At 39.6% G+C, this 15,575-nt stretch carries 15 protein-coding genes; 2 read left to right on the forward strand and 13 right to left on the reverse strand.

The window, feature by feature from the left end:
• Positions 1–289: 289 nt before the first annotated feature.
• The 6 genes from ACIQ0C_RS10765 to ACIQ0C_RS10790 all read right to left on the reverse strand — a co-directional run bounded on the left by ACIQ0C_RS10765 (position 290) and on the right by ACIQ0C_RS10790 (position 8,395).
• Entirely contained in the window at positions 290–1,795 is a 1,506-nt protein-coding gene (locus ACIQ0C_RS10765; RefSeq protein ID WP_403059659.1) for a malate:quinone oxidoreductase, read from the reverse strand.
• Between the two features lie 601 nt (positions 1,796–2,396).
• The gene (coaA, locus tag ACIQ0C_RS10770; RefSeq protein ID WP_403059662.1) at positions 2,397–3,317 is read right to left on the reverse strand and encodes a type I pantothenate kinase; all 921 of its coding nucleotides are present in this window, start codon (positions 3,315–3,317) and stop codon (positions 2,397–2,399) included.
• 96 nt (positions 3,318–3,413) lie between these two features.
• On the reverse strand, positions 3,414–3,707 hold the full coding sequence (locus ACIQ0C_RS10775) for an RNA polymerase alpha subunit C-terminal domain-containing protein (protein ID WP_402838808.1): 294 nt from the start codon (positions 3,705–3,707) through the stop codon (positions 3,414–3,416).
• A gap of 775 nt (positions 3,708–4,482) precedes the next feature.
• Positions 4,483–5,880 (reverse strand): amino acid permease, encoded by a 1,398-nt coding sequence (locus tag ACIQ0C_RS10780; protein WP_402838806.1) that lies wholly within the window; start codon positions 5,878–5,880, stop codon positions 4,483–4,485.
• A gap of 319 nt (positions 5,881–6,199) precedes the next feature.
• Positions 6,200–7,159, reverse strand: a complete 960-nt coding sequence (locus ACIQ0C_RS10785) for an L-threonine 3-dehydrogenase (RefSeq protein WP_403059665.1) — start codon at positions 7,157–7,159, stop codon at positions 6,200–6,202.
• A gap of 45 nt (positions 7,160–7,204) precedes the next feature.
• Positions 7,205–8,395, reverse strand: a complete 1,191-nt coding sequence (locus ACIQ0C_RS10790) for a glycine C-acetyltransferase (RefSeq protein WP_402838802.1) — start codon at positions 8,393–8,395, stop codon at positions 7,205–7,207.
• A gap of 372 nt (positions 8,396–8,767) precedes the next feature.
• On the opposite strand from ACIQ0C_RS10790, the gene ACIQ0C_RS10795 reads away from it, so the two are divergent.
• Entirely contained in the window at positions 8,768–8,899 is a 132-nt protein-coding gene (locus tag ACIQ0C_RS10795; protein WP_402838800.1) for a hypothetical protein, read from the forward strand.
• A gap of 633 nt (positions 8,900–9,532) precedes the next feature.
• Here the strand turns inward: ACIQ0C_RS10795 and ACIQ0C_RS10800 are convergent.
• The gene (locus ACIQ0C_RS10800) at positions 9,533–10,018 is read right to left on the reverse strand and encodes an SDR family NAD(P)-dependent oxidoreductase (protein ID WP_403059668.1); all 486 of its coding nucleotides are present in this window, start codon (positions 10,016–10,018) and stop codon (positions 9,533–9,535) included.
• Complete coding sequence (locus ACIQ0C_RS10805) at positions 10,015–10,167, reverse strand: hypothetical protein (protein WP_403059671.1); 153 nt, start codon at positions 10,165–10,167, stop codon at positions 10,015–10,017. The genes ACIQ0C_RS10800 and ACIQ0C_RS10805 overlap by 4 nt, the downstream gene beginning before the upstream one ends.
• Before the next feature lie 198 nt (positions 10,168–10,365).
• On the opposite strand from ACIQ0C_RS10805, the gene ACIQ0C_RS10810 reads away from it, so the two are divergent.
• Complete coding sequence (locus ACIQ0C_RS10810; RefSeq protein ID WP_403059674.1) at positions 10,366–11,265, forward strand: 3-hydroxyacyl-CoA dehydrogenase; 900 nt, start codon at positions 10,366–10,368, stop codon at positions 11,263–11,265.
• 129 nt (positions 11,266–11,394) lie between these two features.
• On the opposite strand, the gene ACIQ0C_RS10815 is transcribed toward ACIQ0C_RS10810, so the two are convergent.
• From ACIQ0C_RS10815 to ACIQ0C_RS10835, 5 genes are all read right to left on the reverse strand, one after another.
• The gene (locus ACIQ0C_RS10815) at positions 11,395–11,916 is read right to left on the reverse strand and encodes a YehS family protein (protein ID WP_403059677.1); all 522 of its coding nucleotides are present in this window, start codon (positions 11,914–11,916) and stop codon (positions 11,395–11,397) included.
• A 117-nt stretch (positions 11,917–12,033) separates the two neighbouring features.
• Positions 12,034–13,419 carry a 23S rRNA (uracil(1939)-C(5))-methyltransferase RlmD gene (gene rlmD / locus ACIQ0C_RS10820; protein ID WP_402838795.1) on the reverse strand — a complete coding sequence of 462 codons (1,386 nt, stop codon included), beginning with the start codon at positions 13,417–13,419 and terminating at the stop codon, positions 12,034–12,036.
• On the reverse strand, positions 13,416–14,300 hold the full coding sequence (locus ACIQ0C_RS10825; protein ID WP_403059679.1) for a DNA-3-methyladenine glycosylase family protein: 885 nt from the start codon (positions 14,298–14,300) through the stop codon (positions 13,416–13,418). Before ACIQ0C_RS10825 ends, rlmD begins: the two co-directional genes overlap by 4 nt.
• Before the next feature lie 122 nt (positions 14,301–14,422).
• The gene (pdaA, locus tag ACIQ0C_RS10830; RefSeq protein ID WP_403059682.1) at positions 14,423–15,208 is read right to left on the reverse strand and encodes a delta-lactam-biosynthetic de-N-acetylase; all 786 of its coding nucleotides are present in this window, start codon (positions 15,206–15,208) and stop codon (positions 14,423–14,425) included.
• 167 nt (positions 15,209–15,375) lie between these two features.
• Positions 15,376–15,561: a hypothetical protein gene (locus tag ACIQ0C_RS10835; RefSeq protein WP_403059685.1), complete on the reverse strand. Its 186-nt coding sequence runs from the start codon at positions 15,559–15,561 to the stop codon at positions 15,376–15,378.
• Positions 15,562–15,575 lie beyond the last annotated feature (14 nt).

The following is a 15,575-nucleotide window of genomic DNA, read 5'->3' on the forward strand; positions in this document are numbered from 1 at the left end:
GCTCTTGTACAATTTGGACGTTGATTGGAACGTAGGGCACTCGCTTTCCGCGGGCGGTTTGGAGCCTCCTCGGCTTGCGCCTGCGGGCTCTCCCTAGACCCGCTTTCCCCGCAGGAGTCTCGAGAACACCCGCTCCAATCAACCAAGTTTTAACTTTTAGATAGAACCCTTTTGTCTACAAACTGAGGGATGCAATTAAAGCATCCCAAAACAAAAAAAGAACCTTCAATCAAAGATAGATTAAAGGTTCTGTTGTTTTTAATTTCAATGTTGCTTCAATATCCAAAAATTAACTATAAACTAGCTCTTTTTTTTTGCTCAGACCAAGCGTCTCTGATGTTGAAGTTTGAATTTCGTGCAGAAGCTCTGGATTTTCCATTAGTGACTCTCCATAAGAAGGAATCATTTCTTTAATTTTCGGTTCCCACTCTTTCATGCGTTGCGGGAAGCATTTATTAATTACCTCAAGCATAACGTGAACAGCAGTAGAAGCCCCTGGAGAAGCACCTAGCAAAGCTGCAATAGAGCCATCGGATGCACTGACAACTTCCGTACCAAATTGAAGTGTACCTTTCCCGCCTTCAGCAGTATCTTTGATAACTTGTACACGTTGGCCAGCTACTACTAAATCCCAATCCTCGCTCTTAGCGTTCGGGATGAACTCCCGTAACTCTTCCATGCGCTGTTCTTTCGATAACATAACTTGCTGGATCAGGTATTTTGTCAATGGCATCTCTTTTGCGCCTGCCGCCAACATAGTTAAAACATTATTCGGTTTTACTGAAGTTATTAAATCGAACATTGAACCTGTTTTTAAGAACTTCGGTGAGAAGCCCGCAAATGGTCCAAATAGCAACGATTTTTTATTGTCGATAAAACGTGTATCAAGATGCGGAACAGACATTGGTGGAGCACCAACTTTAGCTTTTCCGTATACTTTCCCATGATGCTGCGCAACAACTTCAGGATTATTACATACCATGAAGTATCCGCTTACCGGGAATCCTCCGATATGCTTCCCTTCAGGAATGCCGGATTTTTGCAGTAAATGCAAGCTTCCGCCCCCGCCTCCGATAAAGACGAATTTAGCATTATGGCGTTCTACGCTACCGGTATCCACATTACGCACTTTTAATTCCCATGAGCCATCACTGGCACGTTTAACATTATCAACACTATGTTTATATTTGATATCGACGTTTTGAGTCTTTAAGTGGTCAAACAACATACGTGTTAGAGCACCGAAGTTAACGTCTGTACCGTAATCAATTTTTGTTGCCGCTATAGAATCATTCGATGGACGGTCTTGCATAATAAGTGGAATCCATTCCATCAGTTTTGCTGGGTCATCGGAATACTCCATACCTTGGAACAGAGGATTTTTTGACAGCGCTTCAAAACGTTTCTTTAAGAACGCTACATTTTTATCCCCTTGTACCATACTCATATGAGGCAATGGCATGATAAAGTCTTGCGGATTATCAATCAGCTTACAGTTTACAAGATACGACCAAAACTGCAATGAAACTTGGAACTGTTCATTTATTTTAATTGCTTTGCTAATATCTATAGATCCGTCAGCTTTTTCGGATGTATAGTTAAGCTCGCAAAGCGCAGAATGTCCCGTACCCGCATTATTCCATTCGTTAGAGCTTTCTTCTCCTGCGTTTGCAAGCTTCTCAAATACTTTGATTTCCCATTCCGGTGCTAACTCTTTCAGTAATGATCCCAAAGTCGCGCTCATGACTCCGCCGCCAATTAAGATAACGTCTGTTTGTTTCTGTATGTTGCTCATTATAACCTTCCTTATCCCCTATATTTGCAAAAAAGATGTAGGCGCTCCTGCTTAGGTGTCACAAAAAAGCCCGGCACGAACTAGGAACACACCTTTTCTGTCTCCTTATAACTATATCATAATCTATTATTATTATTTCATAGATTAAAATATTCTACTATTACTTTTTTTGTTAAAATGTTGATTTTACGAAGAAATTGGCTTAAACTTATCCGCCCCGATAGTCACATTAAAAGATTTCTTCAGTAACTTCCCATTATTGAAGGAAGAAACTGTTAGTGAAATAATATTGACAGATTCGAAAAAGTCATGAAAATACACATTTATTGACAAAAACAGAAGTGAAATTAGAAGTTTTTGTAACCATTTCCCTAAAAAATAAGGGACCTCCTGAAATTCCCAAACTCCTATCTTTTTAACTTGAATCATAAATTCCACCCAATTATTAGATATTATAACAATACCAATAATTAATGAAAATTAAACCAATATAAGGTATTATCATTGAAAATATTCCTAATTTTAAGACTTATCGCATAGTTCCTTATAAATGAAATTCCTTGCTTTATTGCTATTACAAAAAAACATTATTTCTAATTTATTATTTTCGCAAAAAGATATTTTCAACTTTGTGTTCTGATCCTTTTTTCAAGACGAGTTTCGCCCTTCCTTTTGTCGGCAATATATTTTCATGTAAATTTTTCAAATTAATTTCTTCCCAAATTTGAGTCGCTTGTTTAATGGACTGTTCTTTAGACAAATCAATATAACGATGAAAATAGGATTCGGGACTTTGAAATGCGGTTTTCTGAAGTAAAAGGAACCTTTCAACATACCATCGTTCTATGTCATTTATGTCTGCATCTACATAGATTGAGAAATCAAAAAAGTCACTGACGAATACTTGATTTTCCTTGTCAACTTGAAGTACATTAACTCCTTCCACTATTAAAATATCCGGATTACAGATAGTCTGCACTTCATTTGGCAAAATGTCATACTTCAAATGTGAGTAGATTGGAACTTCCACTTTATTTTTTCCCGCTTTTACATCTCCGATAAGGTTGATTAATTTTTGAGTATCATAACTTTCAGGAAACCCTTTTCTTTTCATCAGTCCTTTTTCTTCTAAAAGATGATTTGGATACAAAAAACCGTCGGTAGTGACAAGACCTACGTTTCTGTGATTATCCCATCTGGATAATAAAGTCTGAAGTAACCTTGCAGTCGTACTCTTTCCTACAGCAACACTCCCTGCAATCCCAATGATATAAGGTACTTTTTTAGCATCAGTTTTTAGAAATGAAGAAGCGGTTGTGTTAAGCTGCTGAGATGCTTCAACATGTAAATTGATCAAACGAGTCAAGGGCAAATAAACCTCTTCTACTTCCTGAATGGATATTTCTTCATTTATTCCTTTTAAGTTATCCAATTCTTCTTCAGTTAAAGGAAGTGGGGTATGGTTTCGCAAAGATGCCCACTTTTTTCGATTGAATTCAAAATAGGGAGTATAGGAACTCATGATTTTTCGTTACCTCACTTTTTAGAGTTACTATCAGTTTAACAAGGATGATGTCCATAAAAAAGATGTTCCTGATCCCTTATTCACGTAAAGTGATTAATCTTTGAATGATAACCCACCAGTCTCCAAAGCTTCCCTAAGTTTAGGTAAAGAAGCTGGTCCCATACCGTGAAATTTCAAAATCTCTTTTTCACTATATGTTGATAGCTGTTGTAAAGAGGTTACCCCATTGTTTTCCAATGCACGTCTGGCAGGTGCCGAGAGCACTGAAAGAAATCCTGTATCAGGTTTTCGTTCCTGCTCACATACAGGACAGGTCGGACAGTCGCTGGATTTGTAGTATTTGTGTCCCTTTTCGCAAGTCCTCAAATTCTTCTTTGAAGTTGTCATTGTCAACTTCTCCTTTTCTATGATATTTAGCATTCTATATTAACTTTGGCGGAAACGTATCCTGATGTCATTAACTAGACTGCCCAGATCGTTTTCCATTCATCATAGATCATAAAAAATTGATATTTGTCAGATAAGCGTGTGCCTGTAAATTGGATCTTCTCCCTTTTAATGATTATTGAATTTTCATCAGATCCATTACATATGGTGAGATAGCCATCGTTCAAGTGAAGCCCAAGGACATATAAATAAAAATAATCCGGTGCGTTTGTTTCACATCTTTCAACAATCTCAATCCCAACCAGCTGTTTACAAGTAGCTGAATTCAGTAACTTGTTCTTTTCCCATTTAAGTCTTAAATCCGTCCCATACCAACAAAGGTCTTGGGTAACAAGGATTTTGTCAAAGGTAACAGCGTAATCATCAGCTTTGTTTGCAAATAATTCTAATTGGCGATTTCCAAAATGGATAACGCCGGGACAATCATTAAACCATTCTTCTTCATTTTGTTCCCAGGCCCCCCATATTTCTAGGAGATTTTACCAATCAGTTCTTTAAGTGCATTTCTGTGGTCCTTGATGATATTGGATGGATTCGTATACATTTTAGGATTGTCATTTTTAAGTCCGAACATCGTTAGTTCACCCTTCACAATGAAGCAAGCAATCAATTTAATCCATTTTATCATCTCTTATTAAAACTAATCTGCCCTTTTAATTTCATTGGAAAAGGGCTGCCGCAGCAACCCTTTGCATAACCCATAGTGAATGATGGATTAACCCACTTTATCTTCCTTCTGAGCCTCTGTCTGAGCATTGGCTTGTACACGCTTGTCTATTCCAAAAGCGAAATAACTAATTGCAACGATAGCCAGAAAACCTATTCCAACCATAAGAGATATACGTGTGTCATCATTAAACCACATACCGATTAATACCATGAGCAAGAAAGCGATGGTCAGGTAGTTTGTAACAGGTGCAAACGGCATCTTGAATGGATGATTATGCATTTCTGCTTTTTTGACTTTCCTGAATTTAATTTGACTGATCAGAATGACAAACCATGGAATCATTCCAGGAAGTACACTCGCACTGTATACATGCACAAATAAATTTTCTGGTGCAATATAACTTAAAACAACCCCAATTGCTAAACCGACTATCACTCCAAACGTACCGAATAAAGGGACACCGCTATTAGATACTTTTGCAAAGAATTTTGGCGCTTGTCCATTCATCCCTAATGTGTAAAGCATTCGTCCTGCACTGTAAATTCCACTATTGCAGCCAGACATTGCAGCCGTGATTACGACAAAATTAATGATTCCAGCTGCTGCCGTGATACCAACCTTCGCAAAGGTCGCAACAAATGGACTGCCGATCGAACTTAATTGATCCCAAGGGTAAACGGTTACAATAATGAAGATCGCACCGATATAGAAGATTAAAATACGCCAAATGGTACTTTGAATCGCTTTGGTTATCGTTTCTTGCGGATCTTTTGCTTCACCAGCCGTAATCCCAATTAATTCTACACCTTGATAAGCGGCAACCACCAGTGAGAGAGCAAAGAAGAAGCCCTTCCAGCCACCTGTAAATAAACCGCCATGTTCCCAAAGATTCGATAACCCTAAGGCTTCCCCTCCGTTACCGATTCCAAAGAAAATTAGTCCAAAACCTGCAACGATCATTAAAATAATCGTTACGATTTTAATCAGTGCAAACCAAAATTCAATTTCCCCAAATGATTTAACGGAAATTAAGTTCGCTGCTCCAAGAATCACCATTGCAATTAAACCTGGAATCCAAGCAGGGAGATCAGGGTACCAATACTGCATGTACGTCCCCACTGCAATAATTTCTGCCATCCCGACGATAACCCACTGGAACCAGTTACTCCAAGCTGTCATATATCCTGCCAATGGATGAATGTATTTATAACCAAATGTTGCAAATGAACCTGTACTTGGCTCTAAATACAACATTTCCCCCATTGCGCGCATGATCAAGAATATAAATAAACCAGAGATCGCATAAGCTAACATTACAGACGGACCTGTCCATTGAATCGTGCTGGCTGAACCCATAAATAAACCGACACCAATCGTTCCGCCCAAAGCGATCATCTGAATATGACGACCTTTCAGGTCCCTATTCAAATCTTTGTTTGCCATTCCATTTCCCCCTACACTACTAATAGTCGAAATTTAATGCGAGATACTTAATACACTCCCTATTTAGTATAGAAATGATATAGCAGGCACTTTATTTTAAAGCCGCCCATTAAAATCATTCTTCACTTTTAAGCATTCCTGACAGTCAGAAAGATTACTATCAAATTTCATGTTATTTCTTGATTCTGTTCAAGGTTTCTTAGAAAGCGCTTACTTTTTATCGCTTATAAAAGCTCACCCCTTAAACGTAAAAATTCCCCTGTATAAAATAACTCGAATAAAAGAGTTTTGCAACTCTTTTATTCGGCTGGCAGGTTTATTATGCTGTTACTAAAAGGGACTTTAATCTCAGCTTCAACAACATATCATTGGTCATTTTCTCCAAATCATATTCCGCCTTGAATCCCCACTCTTCCTTTGCACAAGTTGAATCAATTGTATTTGGCCAACTGTCTGCAATGGACTGTCTTACAGGATCGACTTCATAATTCATGACAAATTCCGGAATATGCTTTTTAATTTCGGCTGCAATTTGCTCAGGATCAAAGCTCATGGCAGAAACATTGAAAGAATTCCGATGTTTCAATTTTGAAGCATCTGCCTCCATTAATTTAATGATGGCTGCTAAAGCATCCGGCATATACATCATATCCATATACGTTCCCTTATCAATGTAAGAAGTATATCGCTTGTTTTTAATCGCTTCATAGTAAATTTCAACTGCATAGTCGGTAGTTCCACCGCCAGGAGGTGTGACATATGAAATCAGTCCCGGGAATCGAAGCCCCCTCGTATCAACCCCAAATTTATGATGATAATAATCACATAATAACTCTCCGGATACTTTATTCACGCCGTACATCGTATTCGGCCGTTGAATGATGTCTTGCGGTGTCCAATCTTTAGGAGTGGTTGGACCAAACGCACCAATGGAACTAGGAGTGAATAATTGGCAATCGAGTTCTCGTGCCGATTCCAAAGCATTGACCAATCCGCCCATGTTTAAATGCCAAGCTAAAAGCGGCTTCTTTTCAGCTGTTGCTGACAATAAAGCGGCTAGATGTATAATCGTATCCACTTCATGTTTTTTTGCCATGTTATACATCGCTTTTTCATCCGTAACATCCAAAATTTCGAATGGACCTGATTGAGCAACATCGCTGTCCGTTTTTCGAATATCTGTCGCAATGATATTGTCAGCTCCATAAACCTCTCTCATTTTCAGCGTCAGTTCTGAACCAATTTGACCTAAAGCCCCCGTTACCAAGACCTTTTTCATCAAAAATCCCTCCCCAAGTTTTAAACTCTGAAACAAGCAATCTACTTATATGATCGACATCTCTTTTCCTACTTTTTCATAAATGGCAATTGCACGATCCAGCATCTCTTTTGTATGAGCAGCAGTAGGCATATTCCTCACTCTTCCTGTTCCTTTTGGAACGGTAGGGAATACGATGGATTTAGCATACACACCTTCTTCATTCAGCCTCTTGCTGAATTGCTGCGTTTTTGTTTCATCACCTACAATGCAAGGTGTAATCGGTGTTTCGCTCTCACCGATATCAAACCCTAATTCTTTTAGGCCCTGTTTCAAGTAATCGCTGTTTTCCCAAAGCTTATTTTGAAGTTCTGAGCTATTCATCAAAATATCGATGGCTTCTATGCTAGCTGCAACTGCTCCCGGTGTGGCAGCCGTTGAAAATAAAAATGGGCGGCTTCTCACTTTTAACCAATCAATCAAATCTTTCTTTCCTGCTACATAGCCTCCAACAACACCAATGGCTTTGGATAATGTCCCAATTTGGAAATCCACTTTATCCGATAACCCAAAATGTTTTACCGTTCCTGCACCGTTACCTAATACACCCGAACCATGCGCATCATCAACATACGTGATTAAATCGAACTCTTCGGCAATCTTCACGATTTCAGGAAGCTTGGCAATATCGCCATCCATCGAGAACACTCCGTCGGTAATAATCATGATTTTGTTATACAATCCGGACTCCTTTGCTTGACGAGCTTTTGTCCGTAAATCGTCCATGTCGGAATGGATAAAGGGAATAATTTTCGCCTTGGACAATCGGCATCCATCAATGATTGAAGCATGATTAAGTTCATCTGAAAGAATGGCATCGTGTTTATCCATCACTCCTGAAATCGCTGCCATATTACAGTTAAATCCAGATTGATAAGCAATTGCTGCTTCCGTATGTTTAAACTCAGCAAGCTTTTCTTCTAATTTGACATGAATATCTAGCGTTCCGTTGATCGTACGAACGGCACCGGCACCGACACCATATGTTTTCGTCGCTTCTATGCAAGCCTCTATTAATCGTCTATCTGTCGCTAAACCTAAATAATTATTGGATGATAAATTAATTAGCTCCCTGCCTGCAATGGTAATTACCGGACCATTAGGACCTTCCACTGGATCAATAACGTTGTAAAGTCCCTTTTCTTTTAAATCTTCCAAATTTTCTTTCAAGAATTCATTTAATATTTCACTTGACATTTAATATACCCCCTCATTGATGGTTGGAATAAATGCAGGATCTTTATATGTTTTACCCCTATTTCAGAAATATTGTATTTTTTCCCTTTTTTCTAAAAATACATGTGTCCTCTCCAAAAATACATTAAGAAGCACCACAAACCCCTTTATACTAAGAGTTATAACAATCATAATAATAGATAATTTTAACGTTGTCCATATTGTGCGGACAAAAAAATTTGAATTTTTGTAGTTTTACAATTAACATCCGCCTAAAATGCGCTTATATCAATGGAAATACGAAGAGAATTTCATCAATTTTCCAAGGTAACCGATGTTTATCTACAGGTTTTTTGGAGACCTTAACCATTAACCTAATTAAGGAGGGGTATAGTGAAAACGGAAGATGAAAAAACATCAGAAGGCCTAAATGAAATTTTTGAGGTTATCAATGCCAAAGGTGACATTGGGGAATTAAAAGAAATCGTCCAAAAACCTGATGAACAAACAAATGAAGACAAGTAAAACAAGGGGATCATCCTCTTTCCGTTTGTTGACAAAAGGAAGTTCAGAATGGTTCATTCCTAATCATGAATCTTTTTTTGGGGGCTTAATTTCCCCTCCAGCAATCCCTTTCCGCGGGCGGTCTTTGCGCCTGTGGGGTCTTTTCTTGGACACTCTTTTCTAAGCAGGAGTCTCGAACACCTGCACCAATCAACTGGATTGTTTTTTTAAGAAAAAACTGCAGTCAATCCCGATTTTTTCAAATTTGCCGATAATCTGAAAGGGGAATAATCATCCTCTTTTTTGTCTGTTATACATTGTACTAATGGACGCTTAAGTCCATTACAACAATAAAAAAAGAGCTGCTGATCAGCTCGGATATTGAATTAAATCTCACGTACAAAAAAGTCATGCAAAAGAATAGGAGAAAGGGAATAAGAATAAGGATTTACCCTATTTCTTTTCCTTCGTCCAGAATTCATGCACAACTTACAAATTATCCCCCGCACTTCTCCTAGGAAAGTAGTGCCCAGCTGCTCAGGCTAAATCAGGTTTCCATGTCCCACCGTTCCTCTTCGATCTCCTTCATCCGTTTTTCCGTTTTCTCGGGATGGACAGTACTGAATTTATGGTGGTGAGCCGGAATGATTTCGATCATCTCTCTATCATGTCTTCCGGATCGAATTGGTTCTTTAATCCCTTTTCTTGCTTTTTCATACCCTCTGCTCTTGTAAAATTCTTTTCTTCATCGAACCATTCCCATTTTTCCTCAGCTGCCCTGTCGTTAAAACCGGTATTGTAGGCACCCGGATTGATGGTTGCAACCTGCACCCCATACTCCTTCAGCTCATCTTTCAAGGTTAAAGCCATTCCCTCGATGGCATGTTTGGTTGCTGCATACGGACCGATGTATGGTGTCGTTATGATCCCAGCCATTGAACTTAAGAACACGATTTTCCCTTTTCCTTTTTTGACCAGCTTTCTTGCAGTAAACTGAACGGATTCAAGTGTAGTGAAAACACTTCGAAGATTGCCCTGAATCGGTCGGAAATATTCCGAGCGGTCCTCCTTTATTGATCGCGGCATTTGCAACAAATACATCAAAGTCATGATTATCAATTCTTGCTCGATCACGTTCATTTGTAATATCCATAAGATCCGTTTTCTGGTAAGTGATTTCCGTTGTGGCAATTACACGGTGCCCCTGCTTTGCTAATTCCCGAGTGCAGCTCCTCCTCCATGCCCGCTGCCCGCTCCAGTAATGAAAATTGTTTAAGGCCATCTTCCATTCCTCCTATCAAGCTTCTCTTTGTTTCTTCTTCCCATAAACGAATGATATAAACCATTAAAAACGGACTGTCTATATGCGTGTTTATCCGCTCTTTTAAAGGAAAAAAACTATATCAAGTTTATTCCTGCATCTATATTCAAGATAAGTGAAATAATTAACAAGAAGAGAAATTCAAAGAAATAAAGGAGCAATGGCTATGCCTTATAAAAATATCACGATTGCCGGCAGCGGCGTTTTGGGAAGTCAGATCGCATTTCAAACTGCATTCAAAGGGTTCAACGTGTCAGTATATGACATCAATGATGAAGCATTGGAACGTGCAAAAGATAGGATCACTAATTTGAAGCCATACTATAAAGAAGACATTGGCGCTGCAGAGGAAGCTCTTAATACTGCTTATGCCCGCATATCTTTCCACAGTGATTTATCTGAGGCAGTTGCCGAAGCTGACCTAGTGATTGAAGCGATTCCAGAAGTGGTTCAAATCAAAACGGATTTTTATACAGAGTTAGGAAAAGTTGCACCTGAAAAAACAATTTTCGCTACGAACTCTTCTACATTATTACCAAGCCAATTTGCCGAAGCGACAGGCCGCCCCAAAAAATTCCTGGCTTTACACTTCGCTAATGAAATCTGGAAAAACAATACAGCAGAAATCATGAAACATCCAGGAACGGATAATGAAGTGTTCGATGAAGTGATTGAATTTGCAAAAGCGATTGGAATGGTTCCTCTGCCTTTACATAAAGAGCAGCCAGGCTATATTTTGAATTCCTTATTGGTTCCTCTTTTGGATGCTGCCCAAATGCTCTTATTAAAAGGAGTGGCTGATACGGAAACCATCGATAAAACGTGGATGGTCGCAACAGGGGCACCCCTTGGACCTTTCGCCATTTTAGATGTGGTAGGAATCAATACCGCTTATAATATTTCACTTGCAAAAGCAAAAGCGACAGGTGATCCAGAAGTTGAAAAGTTGGCTAACTTATTGAAAACAGAGTATATCGATAAAGGGAAAATCGGAAGAGAAGCAGGAGAAGGCTTCTATAAATATCCCAACCCCAATTTCGCAAAACCAGACTTTTTAAAAGGTTAATGAACTTGTATGAATGTGAAGGTGTCTTAGGGATGCCTTCTTTTTTAACTTCGAATAGAAAAAGACCCTGAAATCGGAAAAGTGCTTTTCACGAAATCAAGGCCTAAAAATCATGAGGTTACAGAACCCTTATCCCCTATATTTCAAAGCTAATCCTTTTAAGAAATTCCTGGCGTATCGATCCCCACACTCTTTATAATTCCTATGACCCACTTTTCTTAATATAGCGCTTAATTCCCCTTTGGTTATCATGACTCCTGCATCTTCCAAAATATCAATCATATCCTCACTAGTTAATGTCAATGCTATTTTCAGTTTCTTCAAAAGGATATTATTCACACTTTCCTTATTCTTTACAGCAGGTGCCTGACTTTGGGGCTGACCAGGTTTTGGCTCTTGTCTCCCTCGTTTAAAAATGATCAAACCATTTAAGAAGGACTCTAGCATCATGTTATTGCAGTTTACCCCATCTTCAGCTTCATCCATATCATCATCATATTCATCATAATAATCATCTTTTGGTTTTGTGAGCATCTGCATGACTTCTTCTCTTGTCACTTCAATCTCCCCGAGTTTAAATATCTCAACCATATCTTTATTTTTAATATCCAGCGCATATCTTAATCGAATTAATATATCATGATTATGCATCCAAAACCCTCCTATGTATTTCTCGATTTTCACAGTACTTTCATTATTTCACAAATGGATGGAAATAAACGCAGATTAAAATCCGAGAACCTTTTACAGATTCCCGGATCACTCTGCTTATTCTTTAATCAGCTTCAACGAGGTTACTACTTCCACATGGCTCGTCTGCGGGAACATATCCACTGGTTGCATGGCCTCCACGCGATAAGAAGAGCCCAGTTCTTGTAAGTCCTTCGCCAATGTGGACGGGTTGCATGATACGTACACTATGGTTTTCGGTTTAACTTTCAAGATTGTCTGCAGTAAAGATTGATCACAGCCGGATCTTGGCGGGTCGACGACCAGTACATCCGGTTTCCAGCCTTCTTTGGTCCAGCGTGGAAGGATATTCTCTGCTTTGCCTGTTTCATAGTATACATTGTTGCGTTTATGCTTTTTGGCATTTTTCTTGGCGTCCTCAATGGATTCTTTAATGACGTCCATTCCTCTGACTTCCTTGGCATTTTCAGACAGCCACAGCCCAATGGTTCCAACACCGCAATAAGCGTCAACCACTTTTTCCGTGCCGGTTAAGGCTGCTGCTTTTTTCACTTCATCATATAAGCGAACAGTTTGGACAGGGTTAAGCTGGAAGAATGTACGGGCTGATAGTTCATATGATAGGTCACCCAATGTTTCGTTGATGACTTTTTCGCCTGCCAGGTGAATCGTTTTTTCGCCAAAGATCAGTGATGTGTCCCGGTTGTTGATGTTTTGTACAACCGATTTCACTTCAGGCAATTGGTCACGAATTTGTTTTAGCAACTGATCTTTTTGTGGAATTTCCTCCGCTCCTGTAACAAGGACAACCTGCACCTCACCTGTTTCAAACCCTACACGTGTAATGACCGTCCGGATAACACCTTTTCTTTTTCTTTCGTTATAAATCGAGATGTTCAGGTTCTTTAGTATCTTTTTCACTGTACGTGTTACCTTATTTGTTGCTTTATGCTGTACGAGGCAATTCGGGATATCGATCAGTGTATGGGAATTCAAGCCGTAAAGGCCAGCAATCAACTTGCCATCTTTTTGGCCGACTTGGTACTGACTTTTATTGCGGTAATTCCAAGGATCTTCCATGCCGATCGTTTCTTTTACATTTAATGAAGAAACTGGGAATTTCGAATGACGTTCCATCGCTTGAATGACGATATCTCGTTTTTCAATAAGTTGCTGGGAATAGCTTAAATGCTGCAACTGACATCCGCCGCATTCAGCGTAAACCGGACATGGCGCTGCAATGCGATGCGGTGATTCTTTACGGATGGTTTTTATTTTCGCCTCGGTGAAGTTTGGCTGAACCTTTGTAACCAAAGCTACAATTTCTTCACCTGGCAATGCTCCTGGGACGAAGACGACTTTCTTTTTGAAATAACCGACTCCCTCTCCGTTTATGCCAAGTCGTTTAATCGTAAGGGGAAGGGTTTGATTCACTTCTAGTTTTGTATCTTGAATGTTTGTCATTTCTTTTCACTCCGTTTTTCAATGCTTCTCCACAAATAGAGGGAAGCGTAGCTTAGATATGGAGCCCATTTCACACTATAGGACTCCATTTCTTCTTGGGTTGGCTTATGCGGTAAGCCATATAATATTTTCAAGGCATTTTGAATGCCAATGTCGGCTTTAGGAAATAGGTTCGGCCGGCCAAGTCCAAAAAGCAGGAAGTTTTCAGCCGTCCATCTACCGATACCGCGTATTTTTATTAGTGTATCCATAACCTCTTGATCGGATAGCTTATCCATTATATCAAGGTTGAGATGGCCCTGAATGATCTGCTCGGAAAGTCCGATGACGTATTCCGCTTTCCGGCCACTGAATTGAATGGCTCTTAATTGCTCGATTTGAAGTTGGGCGGTTGTTTCCGGTGTCGGATAAAACCAGGCACCTTCCATCTGAAAGCCGAAAGTTTTAACGAATCGTTCCGTGAGCGTATGGGCAAAAGATAAATTCAATTGCTGATGTATGATGCATTTGACGAGGCAACTGTAGTAATCGAAGTCCAAGACTATGGCAGTACCGCGGTGCTCTTCGAAGATTTCCCGCAAATCGGATTCCCGGAAGTGCCGGGAAACGCCTTCTAATGGCTGATGCCAATGAAAAACCTTTTTTAACCGTTCGATTGCTTTTGACTTGTACACCTCTGATTGACCTTTGATGATAAAAGATGGGTCATCGATATTTCCTATTGCCTGAACCTGCAAAACGATTGGTTCTTTTTCTATATATAGCGGAACTTTTACCGTCCTGTTAGTGAAATCAACTACCTGAAGTGGGTCTAACGATAATCGTTCGAGAACAAGATCGAAATTATAGGGTCCTTGAACCTGTAATTTTTCTGTCCACACAAGCGATCCATCCTTTAGCAGTTTTCCACGTATTATAGCATGTTTCCTGAAATATTACTTGAAATTGAGAAGAATGGATAAAAGCGGGACCTGAATTATCACTACAGGACCCGCTTCTCATTTTAATAAAGCATTCGGTTCGGCAACTGTTTCGCAATCATTAATTCATCAAGGCTACCAAAGGTGTACCCCTGCTTTTCAAGATCCGTCAGAATCGAGTCCAATGCTTCCGCATTATCCTTTGATACGGTATGCAATAATAAAATCGCGCCGGGATGAATCTGCTTAAGCACTTCATCATGTGCGAACGCGGCACCCTTTTGTTGATCTACAATCCAGTCTCTATATGCCAGTGACCAAAAGATGTGGTAATACCCTTCTTTTTTTGCGATCCTCATAGTTCTCTCATTAAATATTCCACGAGGCGGCCTTAAGTAGTTCATTCCCTTTTGTCCCGTTAATTTTTCCGTTGCTTCTTTTACCCGCTCAAGCTCGGTACGGATCACATCGTCCGTCACGCTGGTCATATCCGGATGGTTCCATGAATGGTTTCCTACGATATGCCCCTCATTAGCCATACGGACGACAAGCTCAGGTGCCGTTTTTAAATAATGACCCGTGACAAAAAAAGTTCCAGGAGCACCATGTTTCTTCAGAACGTCTAAAATCTGGGCCGTATAGCCATTTTCATAACCGTTATCAAAGGTTAAATAAACGACTTTTTTCTTTGTATCCCCCTTATAAATCGCTTCATATTCAGGCAGCATTTCATTGAATTTTTTGCCGGCATCGGCAGGTGTCCCATTTTTACCTTTATTGAAACCCCAGTTATAGGATTCTGCAAAAGCTGGGCTAGCCAAAGAGCACATCAAGCATATAAAAGCGGATAAAATCACCATTTTTTTCATTGGAATATCCCCCATGTCCTTTTTTCTTATTGTTTGGAACATGGAGATTTATATGCATGATATTGTGAAGGTGGAATTAACGGCTATGGGTCGAATTCCTTCAGCAAAACCATATCCCACGAAAAAAAAAGGCCTTTCCCCCGAAAGGGATAGGCCTCTTTGTTTTGTTATCCTTTAAATAACGCTTGTGCCGCCCTCCAAATAATGGAGATAGCAAAAATGAGAACGGTTACAATTCCAACTACGTCAAGGAATGTTTCAAGACCGGAGAAAATCGTGTTTGCCACAGGAAGTTGGATGAAAGCAAAACCGGTTAACATGGCTAAAAAGAATAAGATGTAGCTATTCTGCATGAAAATCCCTCCTT

This window comes from Peribacillus sp. NPDC096448 (assembly GCF_044762675.1).
GTDB lineage: Bacteria > Bacillota > Bacilli > Bacillales > DSM-1321 > Peribacillus > Peribacillus frigoritolerans_B.